The sequence below is a fragment of the Phocaeicola plebeius genome, from assembly GCF_003437535.1.
Classification (GTDB): domain Bacteria; phylum Bacteroidota; class Bacteroidia; order Bacteroidales; family Bacteroidaceae; genus Phocaeicola; species Phocaeicola plebeius_A.
In genome coordinates, this window is sequence record NZ_QSQT01000015.1 from 86,779 (window position 1) to 100,869 (window position 14,091).

Consider the following 14,091-nt stretch of genomic DNA (forward strand, 5'->3'; position numbering starts at 1 on the left):
ATTAGTTAAGTTATCTATTCTTCATTCGTTTCATGAAATAGCCGTGCACCACTGCCTGATAAATCAACAGACCAGCCAGCAAAATGAGCGATGCAGCCCGGAACTGTTGTCCGGAGCTGTCTTCTGTGTATTTTCCGAAGAACACGCCCAGCATGACGCCCGACTCCCAAAGCAACTGATAGGTGTGATAGCCCGTTCCGCGCTCACAGTGCAAAGGAAGACGTATCATCATCCGCAAGAACTGAAGCAGAGAAAATCCCATGCCCAATCCGGTCAGAAGACCGGCTCCCATTAGCATTTCTTTTTCGGTGGAACAGCCCAGCAGCCATACTGCCACGCACATCAATACCAGTCCGACACCATTCAGCAGGCGGCCGTTCACTTGCTTGCGAACCACGCGGTCCAGCAGCAGGAAGACGATAAATCCGGCTATGATACAAATGTAGAAAAAAGTATCGAAAATCGAGCTGAACAGCACCCCTAAAATGAAGGGAACCACCATCATGTTCAGCCCCGGAATCAAGGTACGGAAAAGCAGAAAACGGTCGAACGACAGCAACGGAAGGTCCAACGGAGCACGGAAACAGACTTCCACCATGGAAACCAGTACGACCGGAAGGGCACAAAGTCCCACAAAAAGATAAATCTGCTGCTGGAAAGAAAGATACCAGCCTGCATTATATCCCAACAGGATGCCGCACAGCATACCGAGTACCCCCGACCAGGTGAAAACCACACTGGCCTTGTTTCTGTACTGGCTGGGAGTTACATCGATGACCAGGGTACTGCCCATGGCCATCAGTACCACCCCAAACAAGGCTCCCTGAAGCACACGCAAAAGGAAAATCATCCCCCACTCTCCGGCGTATGGATACAACAATCCCAAAAGCGCCAGCAGCAGAAGGCTGCGCGTACACACATTCTTACGCTTAAACGTATCGACCAGGTAATTATTGAAAGCTCCCAAAAGAAAGAGAGAAGCTCCAAAGATGGCTATGGCCCCTCCGGCCTGAAATCCCGTATACCCTCCTTCTGACACCATCCAATGATGAAGTGCGGGAAACAGCATATACACTGCCGTATACAGGAAAAAATTAGCGATGAGCAAAAGATTAAAATTCTTGTTCCACATTTTTTCTACATCTAATAGAAAACACAGATGCACAGACTGCGACTTTTAAATTGTCCGGAAGAACCGGACTTTGCAGTCCATGCATCTGCGGCTTATAAGTGATAATCTTAGTATTGTTCTGACTCGTTAGGGAAGTCACAAGCTTTCACGTCGGCTACATAATGTCCGATGGCATCGGTCATTACGGTATTCAGGTCAGCATAGCGACGAAGGAAACGCGGGCTGAATCCTTTGGTCATACCCAGCATGTCAGTCACTACCAATACCTGTCCGTCTACTCCTCCACCGGCTCCGATTCCGATAACCGGAATAGTCAGCTCCTGAGCCACACGGGTTGCCAGTGCAGCCGGAATTTTCTCCAGTACCAGAGCAAAGCATCCGGCTTCTTCCAACAGACGCGCATCCTTGATCAGCTTTTCAGCTTCTGCGTCTTCTTTGGCGCGTACACCGTAAGTTCCGTATTTATTGATAGACTGAGGCATCAGTCCCAGGTGTCCCATCACGGGCATTCCGGCACCGATGATACGGCGAATCACGTCGATGACTTCTTCACCGCCTTCCAGCTTCAGGGCATCGGCATGTGTTTCTTTCATGATGCGGATAGCATTGCGTACCCCGTCAAACGGGTCTGCCTGATAAGAACCGAATGGCATATCCACCACTACCAATGCACGCTTCACACCGCGCATCACTGACTTTCCGTGATAAATCATCTGCTCCACGGTAATAGGCAAGGTCGTCACGTTACCCGCCATCACATTCGAAGCTGAATCACCTACCAGAATCACATCCACACCTGCGCCGTCTACAATCTGCGCCATTGTATAATCATAAGAGGTCAACATGGAAATCTTTTCACCTCTCTGTTTCATCTCAATCAAACGGTGAGTCGTTACCTTACGAGTATCACCAGAAAGATATCCTGCCATAGTTTTCTTCTGAATTAATAAAATTTCCGCAAAAATAGCCGATTTTTCCGAATCAGACAAGCCTTACAGCAAGTTCATCATCTCTTCATACGTAAAACAGGTGAAATCTGGAATCACCCGGTCGCACTGATTTTGAATGGCTTCCGCCGGATTGGTGGTGCTCAGTCCCACTACAGGCATGCCTGCTGCGTTTCCCGCCTGAATGCCATGGAACGAATCTTCAAACACAACGCAATTGGCCGGGAGAGTTTCAAAAACTTTTGCTCCAAGCAAAAAACAATCGGGGTCCGGCTTGGATTTCTGAAACATCTCGGCTGTGAGTATCCGGTCCACCATGTCCTTCAATTCAGGATGTGCCGCATACACATTGGCCATTTTCTTCTCGTTCGAGCTGGTCACTATGGCTATTTTCACTCCATGAGCACGAAGACTCTGCATGAACTCTGCCACTCCCGGCACATATTCATAGCGCATCTCTGTCTCGAAACGGTTCAAGCCTTCTGTAATTTCAGCCTGTTCATGCTCCATTCCCTGAAAATAACGGTCGTAAATCTGCCGCAGCGTCTGTCCCTTGATGATTTTTCCGAATTCCTCGTATTCCGGATGGTATTTCTTTCCCACCTCATTCCAGAAGATGCTGTACTGTGACTCAGTGTCCATCACGACTCCGTCAAAATCAAAAAGTGCTGCTACGCATTTAGTTTTGTCCATTGGTATGTTTAGTTTGATTTAACGGTACAAAGTTCTAAAATATTGCTTCATATTCCTAACTTTGGAAATTAAAATAAACAAACGTACATGAAAGAAAACAATCCGCATATATTGGGAGAAGCCCCTATCGGGAAACTACTGGTAGAATATTCCATTCCTGCCATTATCGGAATGACACTGACTTCCTTGTATAACATCATAGACAGTATTTTCATCGGTCATGGTGTGGGAGCCCTGGCCATCTCCGGTCTGGCCATTACCTTTCCGCTGATGAACCTGCTGGTAGCCTTCTGTACACTGGTGGGCGTAGGAGGTGCCACACTTTCTTCCATCCGACTGGGACAAAAGGATAAAAAGGGAGCAGAAGATATTCTCGGTAACGTAGCCATTCTTTGTGTCATTAATGCCATCTTCTACGGCGGATTGGCATTTATCTTTCTGGAACCGATTCTCTTTTTCTTCGGAGCCAGCGAAGCTACCCTGCCGTATGCCCGCGATTTTATGCAGGTAATTTTATTGGGCAGTCCGATTTCTTACGTCATGATCGGGCTTAACAACATCATGCGTGCCACCGGTTATCCGAAAAAAGCCATGCTTTCTTCCATGCTGACCGTAGGCTGCAACATTATTCTGGCTCCGATTTTCATTTTTGTACTGAACTGGGGAATCCGGGGAGCGGCACTTGCGACCATCTGCTCACAGTTCATCGGCATGCTGTGGGTATTGTATCACTTCTACAGCCCGAAGACTTATATCCGCTTCCAGCGTCACAGCATGCGGTTGAAACAGCACATCATAGCCAATATTTTTGCCATCGGTATGTCGCCCTTCGTCATGAATGTGTGTGCCTGCTGCATCGTGATTTTTATCAACAACCGTCTGCTCAACTATGGAGGTGATATGGCCATCGGTGCATTCGGCATCCTCAACCGTATCCAGATGCTCTTTGTCATGATTGTAATGGGTATCACTATGGGAATGCAGCCCATCACGGGATACAACTATGGTGCACAGCATTTCGACCGCGTAAAAAGGACCCTGAAACTGGGAATCACGGCAGGATGTATCATTACCACCTTAGGATTTATAATCGGTGAACTGTTTCCCGGCGTATTTGTCGGCATGTTCACCGACAACCACGAACTGACTGATGAAGCAACACTGGCCCTGAGAATTGGTATTCTATCCTTCCCGGTGGTAGGTGCACAGATTGTCATCACCCAGTTCTTTCAGTCCATAGGAAAGGCCCGGATTTCCATCTTCCTGTCTCTTTCCCGCCAACTGCTCTTCCTTCTTCCGGGACTGGCTTTTCTCCCACCCTTCTATGGCGTGGAAGGTGTATGGTTCAGCATGCCGTTATCCGATGCCTTGGCCTTCGCCGTGGCAGCTTTGATGCTGGCATACCACTACAAGAAAAAGATGTCAGGCACCGATTTACGGACAGCTTAAAAACTTTCTGAGAAAAGAAGAGCCAGATTCAGCACAGATACAACCACTGCCATGGTGTAAAGCACAAAACTGCTCCACCGGGAGTTGGCATATTGCCCCATGACCCGTTTTGAGGAGGTCAACCCTACCTGCAAGAAAATGGTAAACGGAAGCTGAATGCTCAGTATCATTTGTGAGATGATCAATCCTTGGAAAGGATTCTCGATGAACAGAATGACAACCAGTGCAATTCCCAATGAAAGTAGAATTCCTACACGAGAGTGCACATCCTTTACATGATAGGATTCACCAAACATGCCGGCAAAAATGGAACCGGCGGCCATCCCGCTTGTCACAGTGGAAGAGATACCTGCCATCAGCAAAGCAAGGGCAAAGATGGTAGCAGCCTGATTGCCCAGCAAAGGTTCCAACAAACTCTTGGCCTGCTGCAACTCTTCCACTCCGATATGATTGGCAAAAAAGGTAGCTGCAGCCAGTAGAATCATCGCACTGTTGATGGCCCATCCTACTCCCATAGAGAACAGGGTGTCATAGAATTCATATTTTAATAATTTACGGATAGAAGCATCGTCCTTCTTGTTGTATTCCCGGCTCTGTACCACTTCCGAGTGCAAGAACAAGTTATGAGGCATCACCACGGCCCCCAGCACACTCATTATCACCAACAGACTACCCTCGGGAATAGAAGGCGTCACCCACGAACGGGCAGCCAAAGGCCAGTCTATATCAACCAGGAAAAGTTCATAGAGAAATGATAGTCCTATCACCGACACAAATGCAATAATAGAGCGCTCAATCCGCTTGTAGGAATTGGTAAACAGCATGATTGTGACAAAGAATGCCGTGAGAAGGGAACCCCAGATAATAGGAATATCGAATAACATTTCCAAGGCAATGGCTCCTCCCAAAATCTCAGCCAGAGAAGTGGAGATAGATGCCAATACGGCTGTTCCCAAGATAGGACGTGACACCCATTTCGGCGTATATTTCGTGGCAGCCTCACTCAAGCAAAGTCCGGTAACAATTCCCAAATGAGCCACATTATGCTGCAACACAATGAGCATAATAGTAGACAAGGTAATCACCCACAACAAGGAGTACCCGAAGTCTGCTCCTGCCGCAAAATTAGAAGCCCAGTTTCCCGGATCTATAAAACCAACGGTCACAAGCAAACCGGGACCAATATATTTAAAGAAATCCAGTCCACCAAGATAACGCTGGTGGTCCTTACGTCGTAATTCTTTGATGAAATTCCACATACCTATAAAGCTGTTTTAATAAATAAAAACACACTTAGCCGATAGAATGTTCACACAAAGAGTAAAGAAATTTGTAATTAGTTCAAAATTAAATCGGCCCAACCTGCCGCATGATACCAAGAGATGGATTGCTCGTAGTAATCATTCCAAGCTGTTTTATTAGCAACATAAGGATTATATTCTTTTGGAATATACATACCGATTCCACAAAAACGGGCTTCATCAACTATGACTCCATCAAATTCATAGTCAGTGCCTGACAAGCAATCTTTAGCTATCACAGCCTGATTCAGGGCCGACTGCACAGTTGACACAGCTTCATTCAAATCTAAATTCTTCACTCCACTCTTCCGTCCTAGTTCACGGAAGAAATCAAGCAAATCATAAGAAAAGTACCGATAATCACGCCCCCATCCATAAGCTCCATACTGCTGTACATTCTGCATGGACACAGAAGAAAGCGCATCCTGCCACTCTGAGAGTTTTGCTTTTACCGCACTGGCCAGATTTTCCATTTGGCTACAATCCATCACTGCACATGTCCCCCAAACATCCTTTGTTTTATTGAAAGAAATAAACTCATGACAAACAGCAGAATAGTCTATATTTTCAGTATACAAATAAGGAAGAATCTGATCATACGGGAATCCATACACCGGGGTCTCCATTACGGAAGCAATACAATGTGAAGTTACGTCTTTCAATTCATAGCCCACCTCTGCATTACCCATCATACAGGCATCAAACAGCACGAAATCCAATTTTTCCGAGAAACTTTTCTTCAACACATTGGCCAAATCAGGAATATCTATATTGTAACCACCGTCATCACCAAAGGCTTTTGATTGCACAGAATTACCCTTCATCCATCCCGTGGCATGCGAACCTAAAATAAGACCATAACTATCAGAAGGAGCGATCTTCTGCATATCAGTAAACACCTCCTCCATCACGGCCGGATCGGTTGCAATCTGACTGTTCATGGTATACTCTTTTTTCTGAGCTACATGGCAGACCGCATCAAAAGTCAGCTCTGCACCTGTCAAAGCTGCTACATTATTAATATTGCCGCGTCCGTCGGCATAGAAACTCATTAAAGTAGGCTTACCCAAGGGAGCATCATCTGCATAAGGACGATAAAATACCAGCAATGTGCATGATTCTTTCATATTGCCCAATGCGGCATACATATCGATTACGTTATTTCGCAAATCGTTATCTAAAGAAGTTCCTGCATTATTTGAAATCAAATAAGCCAATACCGTACGCCCGGAGCGTTTCGCAGGCTGTTGTTCCGGAATTTCATTGGAACAGGCGGCCAGTACGATCACCAACAGGGTGTAAAGCCATTTCTTCATCTGCATTATTCAAAATCAGGCTTTTCAAACTTAAATTCCGCATTCACATCCTGAAGGAACAATGAACCACCCTTGGTATATTTTTCCTTCAATTTCTTCAGTTCCTTCTGCACGTTTTTCTTTTTACGGCTAAAAAACATGAAGCAAGTACGGTTCTTTCCATTCTGTTTCTGTTCCAGATAGTCCTTCAACTGGATGCTGTACAATGCACGGCCCACTAACATTCCTTTATCATCTACAGCAGCACTGTCCAGATACTGCACGTCTGTGAAATACACTAATGAGTCAGTAAATGAAGCAGACACACCAGCCAGATACACTCCATATTTATTCTTATCTTTCGGCTGCTTACTGAATGCGGAAGCAGCAAATACCATCATTAACAGAAAACAAAAAAACTTTGTATAACGCATAATTCATCAATTTATTGGGGGCAAAAGTACACAATTATGCGTAAAAACCGAAAGAAGACATATAAATTAACAAAGAAAAAGCCTTTCTACATACAAAAAGAGATGTATCAAGGTCTGAGCTAACCTTCATACATCTCTTCTGTTTTTTTTGGAAATCAATCTCTACCTTATCCCAAATAAGATTTGAGCAGCTTACTACGAGAATTTTGTCTTAATCTTCTAATTGCCTTTTCCTTAATCTGACGAACACGCTCACGTGTGAGCCCAAACTTGTCGCCGATTTCTTCCAACGTCATTTCCTGCGTGTTAATACCGAAAAACATCTGGATAATATCCTTTTCTCTTTCGGTTAGCGTAGAAAGTGCTCTGTCAATTTCCCTCGAAAGTGATTCATTTACCAAGGAGCGATCGGCCATAGGAGAATCATCGTTCACCAGCACGTCCAGCAGACTGTTGTCCTCTCCTTCCACAAAAGGAGCATCCACTGAAATGTGACGACCGGAAACCTTCAGCGTATCCGAAATCTTGTCTACCGGGATTTCCAGCTCATCGGCCAGCTCTTCCGGTGAAGGACGACGCTCGTTTTCCTGCTCAAACTTAGAAAACGCCTTGCTGATTTTATTCAGTGAGCCTACCTGGTTCAACGGCAAACGTACAATACGCGACTGTTCAGCCAGTGCCTGAAGAATAGACTGACGAATCCACCAAACGGCGTAACTGATAAACTTGAATCCACGAGTTTCATCAAATTTCTCAGCAGCTTTAATCAAGCCCAGGTTACCTTCGTTAATCAAGTCAGGCAAGCTCAATCCCTGGTTCTGATACTGTTTGGCCACAGACACCACAAATCGCAAATTAGCACGCGTAAGCTTCTCCAAAGCAATACGGTCACCCTTACGGATACGTTGAGCGAGTTCTACCTCCTCTTCTACAGTAATCAAATCTTCACGACCGATTTCCTGCAAATACTTATCCAAAGAAGCACTCTCTCGGTTAGTGATACTTTTAGTAATCTTTAACTGTCTCATTCTATATAAAATGATTTGGGTACAAAAGTACAAAATTAATTTTATTTAGGTGGCAGATTTGCAAAGAAAGAATCTATAATTTTCTTAAACAGACGGACCTGCTCTCTTTTTGTCAACCGCCATTCTTAAAATGACAACAGACAAAACAAGTCAATTGTTCATCTCCCACCCATATTATCGGAAAAAGAAAAAAACATCAAAAAGGCGTTTCCGAAAAATCGGAACGCCTTTTCTTTCCAAATCTTTTTACCTTACAGTAATATCTTTTATTCAGCTTGCGACAAGTCTACCGCATAGTTGGCACGTCTTCCTGAAGGATATACTCCCGTCATGAACAGTACCTGATCGGGTGACTGAGAAGCTGCTTTCATTACATTTTCCAAATCTTGCACGGTACGCAACTGCTTGCCGTTGGCTTTCAGAATAATGAAACCTTTGCGGATGCCGCTGTCTTTCATTCTTCCGTTATCAATACCGGTCACTTCAACTCCATAACCCAAGTTCAACTGTTTTTTCAGTTCATTAGGTACGGCACGGAAGGCTGCTCCCAGAAGTTCCATATCTGCCTGTTTTACCACTTTAGTAGTTCCCTGAGAGTTTTTCAACGTGATGGTAAAGGTCTTTTCTTTCTTGTCACGCAATACGGTGATCTTCACTTTATCCCCCGGACGATACTTAGCCAATGTTCCCTGAAGGTCAGCCATGGTCTTCACGGTCTTGTCATTCAACTTCAGGATGACATCGTTCTTCTGCAAGAATCCATCGGCAGAACCACCTTCGGTTACTTCGACTACCTGTACACCTTCAGTAGCTCCCAGTTCTTTCTGCTCTTTTCTGATTTCATCCGGATACCTTTCATCACCCATGTCACGACCGCCGATACCCAGCAAAGCACGCTGTACGGTACCATATTGTTTCAAGTCGGTTACTACCTTCGTCATGATACTTACCGGAATAGCGAAACCGTATCCTGAATAAGCACCAGTCGGAGAATACAGCATGGCATTGATACCTACCAGTTCACCTTTTGCATTAACCAATGCACCACCACTGTTACCCTGATTGATAGCCGCATCGGTCTGGATGAAAGATTCTACCTGATTAGCTCCCAGTCCACGAGACTTCGCACTTACCACACCGGCAGTCACTGTAGAACCCAAATTGAACGGGTTACCTACTGCCAATACCCACTCACCTACTTTCAGGTTGTCAGAGTTACCTACCACGATAGCCGGGAAGTCATCTCCTTCAATCTTTACAAGTGCCAGGTCAGTAGTCGGGTCAGTACCGATAACACGACCTTTCATTTCGCGTCCGTCGTGCAACTTCACGTTGATTTCATCCGCTCCGTCAATCACGTGGTTGTTCGTTACGATGTAACCATCCTTTGAGATGATGACACCCGAACCGAAACCTCTCTGTTCCGGAGTCTGTACTTGCTGCTGACGTCCTCTACCGTCACCGAAGAAGAAGTCAAAAATATCCGGTTGTCCCTGAATAGTCTGTATCTTGCTGCGCTGGATAGACATGATATGTACGACGGAATTCAACGTACTCTCTGCCGCTTTAGTCAAGTCTACCGGCTGCATGCTGGAAGCATCGAACGCTGCGGTACGTAAAGGAGATGCCGTTTCAAAACTTTCATAAAAAGAAGTATTATCCTGATTTTTCTCCATCATGGCATACGCTGTAACCCCTGCCACTCCGGCACTCAAAGCAACGACTGCCACAGAACCAATCGCAAACTTAGTTGTTGTTTTCATATCTTCTATTGTTTTAAATGTTAATTTCGACGTTGTTTTAACTTTTCATTTGCTAAAGTAGAACAAAATCCATACGATTGTACTCTTACCCTATTCTTTTTTCCGTCTTTTAACAATGAAAACAAGGGCATTAACCGCAGTTAACTGGCATATCTGACAAATTTACATTCATTACCAGTGAAATAGTGACAACGCTGACAATTCGTCCGGCCCGTTCTGACAGCTCCCCGAAACACCCGAATCAAAAGAATCCTGACAATTATAGCACAAATTCCGTTTATTTGCGTACCTTTGCATGAAGAAAGCAGTCGGTCGGTCTGTCGCTGGTACATTATTATATAGTAAAAGAGGAAAGTCCGGGCAACGCAGAGCATCCTACTTCCTAACAGAAAGCTGTCCGTAAGGGTAGAGTAATGCAGAAGAAAATAACCGCCTCCACCCGGAGGTAAGGGTGAGAAGGTAGGGTAAGAGCCTACCAGCCGTATAGCGATATGCGGGCTGTGCATCTTAGGAGTTGTAAGGTCATGTAAACCGGCATTAACGAGGGTTGCTCGCCCCACGTCGGAGGGTGGACCGCTAGAGCCTGCCGGTGACGGCAGGAGTAGATAAATGACAGACTCCCCTGCTTGCAGGGTGACAGAACCCGGCTTATAGACCGGCTGCTTTCTTTTTCATTAAAACCAATCCACCATGAACGCACGACTCAAATCACTGATTCACTTTCTGGACGACGGTATCTGGCGCATCCGGGAAGAGGAAGTTTCTCACCTCCAATGGAAAGGATACACCTGTCTCAAGATTATTTACTTATCCATCAACCAGTTTATCAATGACCGTATTGTGGTGCGTGCATCAGCACTGACCTACAGCACCCTGCTTTCCATCATCCCCATCTTAGCTCTTCTTTTTGCTATTGCCAGAGGATTCGGTTTTGATACCCTGATTGAATCACAGTTCCGCAGTGGGGTAACAGGCGCACAGGCTGAACTTGTCATCAGCTGGATTAATTCCTATCTGGAACATGCACAAAGCGGCATCTTTATCGGTGTAGGCCTCATCATGCTGTTGGGTACTGTCCTGCTGCTGATTGACAACATCGAACGCAGCTTTAATGCCATCTGGCAAGTAAAAAAACCCCGAAGTCTGTTCCGACAGATTACTGACTATTCTTCTTTGATTCTACTACTGCCGGTACTACTCGTAATCTCCAGCGGTCTGTCCATCTTCATGAGCACCTACGTCAAGGAATTGCAGAACTTCATGGTATTGGCTCCGGTACTGAAATTTTTCGTCCGCCTTATCCCCTATGCCCTTATCTGGGGTATGTTTATCGGACTTTACACCTTCATGCCCAACACGAAAGTCAAGTTAGCACATGCCTGGCTACCGGGTATTCTGGCCGGAAGCGCTTTTCAGGCCTTTCAGTATTTCTACATCAACAGCCAGATATGGGTTTCTAATTACAATGCCATTTACGGAAGCTTTGCTGCCATTCCTCTGTTCCTTTTGTGGACACAAATATCCTGGAGCATCTGCCTGTTCGGAGCCGAAATGAGCTACATCAGCCAGAACATATCCACCTTCAACTTCGGAAAGGAAACAGCCAACATCAGCCGACGCTTCCACGACTTTTTCTGTACCATCATTCTGAGCTCTATCTGCAAACGATTCGCCACCGGCGGCCGACCTTATACGGCAGAAGCACTAAGCAAAGAACACAAGATTCCAATCCGTCTGACAAAAAGTATTCTGTATGAGTTGCAGGACATGCGACTGATTTATGAAGCCGGTGCCGGCGGAGAAGAAAAATCCCGCGACCCTCAATACCTCCCTGGAATCGACATCCACCAGTTAAGTGTAGGCACCCTCCTCAGCCAGCTGGATGCCAACGGAGCGGAGGATTTCAAAATTGACCCAGGACATTATTCTACAGCCTGGCAAACCCTGATACAGGCCCGCAAAGAATTTACAGAAAAGAGCAGCGAGGTACTGCTCAAAGACCTATAAAAAACGCAAGGCGCAGCTTTCGGAAATCGTTCCAGAAAGCTGCGCCTTGAAGTTATATAACTGAAAGTATCACTCTGTAAGCTGCATCATGCGGCTCAGGTACTTACCGATAATATCGAATTCGATATTTACCACACTGCCCACCTTAATTGTATGGAAATTGGTATGTTCGTAAGTATAAGGAATAATCGCTACCTGAAACGTATCCGACGTAGGATTGCAGACTGTCAGGCTGACACCGTTCACCGTGACAGAACCTTTATCTACCGTGAAATATCCGCGTTTTGCCATCTCCTTGTCGAAATTATACTTAAAGGTGAAATACCAGCTTCCCTGCGCATCATCAACCGCCGTACAGACTGCAGTCTGGTCCACATGTCCCTGCACGATATGGCCGTCCAGGCGTCCGTTCATCATCATGCTGCGTTCCACATTCACCTTGTCGCCTACAGCCAGCAGGCCGATATTGGAACGTTCAATGGTTTCCTTCATGGCCGTTACCGTATAAGTACCGTCCTGAATGCTGACTACCGTCAGACACACTCCGTTATGTGATACACTCTGGTCAATCTTCAGCTCATCCACAAACGAACATTTCAATGTCAGGTGCAGGTTTTCCTGATCCTTTACCACCTTCACGACTTCTGCATATTCCTCTACTATTCCAGAAAACATAATCTTATGGTTTTAAAAATATAAACTGTGTCATTTCTTTTTCGACTCGGGAATCGGGCTGCTCCATACGGTCTCTCCGCCGGAAGATACGACCGAAATCACTCCGCCTGCGTAATCTTCAATGTAGCTGTTGCCTTTCACCAACATGTCTTCCGCCATGTGAATGGCCTTTTCAGGAGTCTTGATAGAAAACCCCTTATTGTCGCTCGAACTGCCGTCCGAGAAATAAATATCATACGTTGTCATGTTTCTTCATTTTCTTAATTGCAGGCGCAAATATATCAAATTCCTCATAATACCCGCAACAGATATACAAAAAATTTCCTGCAAGAAAAATGCATAAAAAAAAGAGAAAACAACCTGCGTTGCTTTCTCCTGCGAGCGGAAAACGAGACTCGAACTCGCGACCCTAACCTTGGCAAGGTTATGCTCTACCAACTGAGCTATTTCCGCAAAAATTTCAAAACTAAAGGGAGCGGAAAACGAGACTCGAACTCGCGACCCTAACCTTGGCAAGGTTATGCTCTACCAACTGAGCTATTTCCGCAAAAATTTCAAAGCTAAAGGGAGCGGAAAACGAGACTCGAACTCGCGACCCTAACCTTGGCAAGGTTATGCTCTACCAACTGAGCTATTTCCGCAAAAATTTCAAAGCTAAAGGGAGCGGAAAACGAGACTCGAACTCGCGACCCTAACCTTGGCAAGGTTATGCTCTACCAACTGAGCTATTTCCGCATTTTCGGTGAAGGAAATGAGACTCGAACTCACACGACATAACTGTCACCACCCCCTCAAAGTGGCGCGTCTACCAATTCCGCCATTCCTCCAAAAAGAAAAAGAAAAGAATTGTTTTCGTGGTGCCCAGAACAGGACTCGAACCTGCATGCCTCTCGACACACGCACCTGAAACGTGCGCGTCTACCATTCCGCCGCCTGGGCATTGTTTTTTCGCGCAACTCTTTTCTTTTGCTGGAGCGGAAAACGAGACTCGAACTCGCGACCCTAACCTTGGCAAGGTTATGCTCTACCAACTGAGCTATTTCCGCATTACTTCTACAACCGTTCATCATTTTCCCGATTGCGAGTGCAAAGGTAGTCTTTTTTTCGAAACTACCAAAATTATCGACTATCTTTTTTTGAAAAAAGTGACAAACTTCTTTGGCCTCACAGCCCCCATTAAGGTATCTGCCTACCCTTTTTCCAGTTAAAACTCCTTGTAAATGAACGTTTCGAAAGGCTTTTAGAACTGTTTTAAAGAACATATTTCAACGACCTAAAAAAACACAAGGACGTTTGACTGAAAACGTCCTTGCGTTTGTAGTGTACTAAATAAGTTGACACAATTTATTTAGTAACATGCGTAAAAA

12 protein-coding genes, 7 tRNA genes and 1 other RNA gene are annotated in these 14,091 nt (G+C 45.4%); 3 read left to right on the plus strand and 17 right to left on the minus strand.

Annotated elements, in window-relative coordinates; translation table 11 throughout:
• Window positions 1–10 precede the first annotated feature (10 nt).
• From DXD04_RS09295 to DXD04_RS09305, 3 genes are all read right to left on the minus strand, one after another.
• Complete coding sequence (locus DXD04_RS09295) at window positions 11–1,132, minus strand: MFS transporter (RefSeq protein WP_117672839.1); 1,122 nt, start codon at window positions 1,130–1,132, stop codon at window positions 11–13.
• 107 nt (window positions 1,133–1,239) lie between these two features.
• Window positions 1,240–2,061, minus strand: a complete 822-nt coding sequence (gene panB / locus DXD04_RS09300) for a 3-methyl-2-oxobutanoate hydroxymethyltransferase (RefSeq protein WP_022053053.1) — start codon at window positions 2,059–2,061, stop codon at window positions 1,240–1,242.
• 63 nt (window positions 2,062–2,124) lie between these two features.
• On the minus strand, window positions 2,125–2,772 hold the full coding sequence (locus tag DXD04_RS09305) for an HAD family hydrolase (RefSeq protein ID WP_117672841.1): 648 nt from the start codon (window positions 2,770–2,772) through the stop codon (window positions 2,125–2,127).
• An 87-nt stretch (window positions 2,773–2,859) separates the two neighbouring features.
• On the opposite strand from DXD04_RS09305, the gene DXD04_RS09310 reads away from it, so the two are divergent.
• Window positions 2,860–4,221, plus strand: coding sequence for an MATE family efflux transporter (locus tag DXD04_RS09310; protein ID WP_022053051.1), 1,362 nt, complete (start codon window positions 2,860–2,862; stop codon window positions 4,219–4,221).
• On the opposite strand, the gene DXD04_RS09315 is transcribed toward DXD04_RS09310, so the two are convergent.
• The 5 genes from DXD04_RS09315 to DXD04_RS09335 form a co-directional block, all read right to left on the minus strand.
• Window positions 4,218–5,480 carry an Nramp family divalent metal transporter gene (locus DXD04_RS09315; protein WP_117672843.1) on the minus strand — a complete coding sequence of 421 codons (1,263 nt, stop codon included), beginning with the start codon at window positions 5,478–5,480 and terminating at the stop codon, window positions 4,218–4,220. The genes DXD04_RS09310 and DXD04_RS09315 overlap by 4 nt on opposite strands.
• Window positions 5,481–5,557: 77 nt before the next feature.
• On the minus strand, window positions 5,558–6,838 hold the full coding sequence (locus DXD04_RS09320; protein WP_117672865.1) for a clostripain-related cysteine peptidase: 1,281 nt from the start codon (window positions 6,836–6,838) through the stop codon (window positions 5,558–5,560).
• A 5-nt stretch (window positions 6,839–6,843) separates the two neighbouring features.
• On the minus strand, window positions 6,844–7,251 hold the full coding sequence (locus DXD04_RS09325) for a hypothetical protein (RefSeq protein WP_022053048.1): 408 nt from the start codon (window positions 7,249–7,251) through the stop codon (window positions 6,844–6,846).
• A 167-nt stretch (window positions 7,252–7,418) separates the two neighbouring features.
• Window positions 7,419–8,279, minus strand: coding sequence for a sigma-70 family RNA polymerase sigma factor (locus tag DXD04_RS09330; protein ID WP_007561648.1), 861 nt, complete (start codon window positions 8,277–8,279; stop codon window positions 7,419–7,421).
• 266 nt (window positions 8,280–8,545) lie between these two features.
• Window positions 8,546–10,042 carry a trypsin-like peptidase domain-containing protein gene (locus tag DXD04_RS09335; protein WP_117672845.1) on the minus strand — a complete coding sequence of 499 codons (1,497 nt, stop codon included), beginning with the start codon at window positions 10,040–10,042 and terminating at the stop codon, window positions 8,546–8,548.
• A gap of 304 nt (window positions 10,043–10,346) precedes the next feature.
• Here DXD04_RS09335 and rnpB point away from each other — a divergent pair.
• Both rnpB and DXD04_RS09345 read left to right on the plus strand, forming a co-directional pair.
• Window positions 10,347–10,709: RNase P RNA component class A (gene rnpB, locus DXD04_RS09340), an RNA gene on the plus strand.
• A 23-nt stretch (window positions 10,710–10,732) separates the two neighbouring features.
• On the plus strand, window positions 10,733–12,049 hold the full coding sequence (locus DXD04_RS09345; RefSeq protein ID WP_117672847.1) for a YihY/virulence factor BrkB family protein: 1,317 nt from the start codon (window positions 10,733–10,735) through the stop codon (window positions 12,047–12,049).
• 69 nt (window positions 12,050–12,118) lie between these two features.
• On the opposite strand, the gene DXD04_RS09350 is transcribed toward DXD04_RS09345, so the two are convergent.
• From DXD04_RS09350 to DXD04_RS09390, 9 genes are all read right to left on the minus strand, one after another.
• Complete coding sequence (locus DXD04_RS09350) at window positions 12,119–12,724, minus strand: riboflavin synthase (protein WP_007561645.1); 606 nt, start codon at window positions 12,722–12,724, stop codon at window positions 12,119–12,121.
• Between the two features lie 30 nt (window positions 12,725–12,754).
• Window positions 12,755–12,970, minus strand: a complete 216-nt coding sequence (locus DXD04_RS09355; protein ID WP_007561644.1) for a hypothetical protein — start codon at window positions 12,968–12,970, stop codon at window positions 12,755–12,757.
• A gap of 134 nt (window positions 12,971–13,104) precedes the next feature.
• A tRNA-Gly gene (locus DXD04_RS09360) sits at window positions 13,105–13,177 on the minus strand.
• A 21-nt stretch (window positions 13,178–13,198) separates the two neighbouring features.
• Window positions 13,199–13,271, minus strand: a tRNA-Gly gene (locus DXD04_RS09365).
• A 21-nt stretch (window positions 13,272–13,292) separates the two neighbouring features.
• Window positions 13,293–13,365 (minus strand) — tRNA-Gly (locus DXD04_RS09370).
• Window positions 13,366–13,386: 21 nt separating this feature from the next.
• Window positions 13,387–13,459 (minus strand) — tRNA-Gly (locus DXD04_RS09375).
• Window positions 13,460–13,467: 8 nt separating this feature from the next.
• A tRNA-Leu gene (locus DXD04_RS09380) sits at window positions 13,468–13,551 on the minus strand.
• Between the two features lie 28 nt (window positions 13,552–13,579).
• Window positions 13,580–13,663, minus strand: a tRNA-Leu gene (locus DXD04_RS09385).
• A gap of 31 nt (window positions 13,664–13,694) precedes the next feature.
• A tRNA-Gly gene (locus tag DXD04_RS09390) sits at window positions 13,695–13,770 on the minus strand.
• Window positions 13,771–14,091 lie beyond the last annotated feature (321 nt).

Excerpts from the sequence above, each read along its gene's own strand:
- DXD04_RS09335 (WP_117672845.1), bottom strand. The coding sequence starts at position 10,042 with ATGAAAACAACAACTAAGTTTGCGATTGGTTCTGTGGCAGTCGTTGCT.
- DXD04_RS09315 (WP_117672843.1), bottom strand. The coding sequence starts at position 5,480 with ATGTGGAATTTCATCAAAGAATTACGACGTAAGGACCACCAGCGTTAT.
- DXD04_RS09350 (WP_007561645.1), bottom strand. The coding sequence starts at position 12,724 with ATGTTTTCTGGAATAGTAGAGGAATATGCAGAAGTCGTGAAGGTGGTA.
- DXD04_RS09330 (WP_007561648.1), bottom strand. The coding sequence starts at position 8,279 with ATGAGACAGTTAAAGATTACTAAAAGTATCACTAACCGAGAGAGTGCT.
- DXD04_RS09320 (WP_117672865.1), bottom strand. The coding sequence starts at position 6,838 with ATGAAGAAATGGCTTTACACCCTGTTGGTGATCGTACTGGCCGCCTGT.
- DXD04_RS09295 (WP_117672839.1), bottom strand. The coding sequence starts at position 1,132 with ATGTGGAACAAGAATTTTAATCTTTTGCTCATCGCTAATTTTTTCCTG.
- DXD04_RS09355 (WP_007561644.1), bottom strand. The coding sequence starts at position 12,970 with ATGACAACGTATGATATTTATTTCTCGGACGGCAGTTCGAGCGACAAT.
- DXD04_RS09305 (WP_117672841.1), bottom strand. The coding sequence starts at position 2,772 with ATGGACAAAACTAAATGCGTAGCAGCACTTTTTGATTTTGACGGAGTC.
- DXD04_RS09310 (WP_022053051.1), top strand. The coding sequence starts at position 2,860 with ATGAAAGAAAACAATCCGCATATATTGGGAGAAGCCCCTATCGGGAAA.
- DXD04_RS09325 (WP_022053048.1), bottom strand. The coding sequence starts at position 7,251 with ATGCGTTATACAAAGTTTTTTTGTTTTCTGTTAATGATGGTATTTGCT.
- DXD04_RS09345 (WP_117672847.1), top strand. The coding sequence starts at position 10,733 with ATGAACGCACGACTCAAATCACTGATTCACTTTCTGGACGACGGTATC.
- panB (WP_022053053.1), bottom strand. The coding sequence starts at position 2,061 with ATGGCAGGATATCTTTCTGGTGATACTCGTAAGGTAACGACTCACCGT.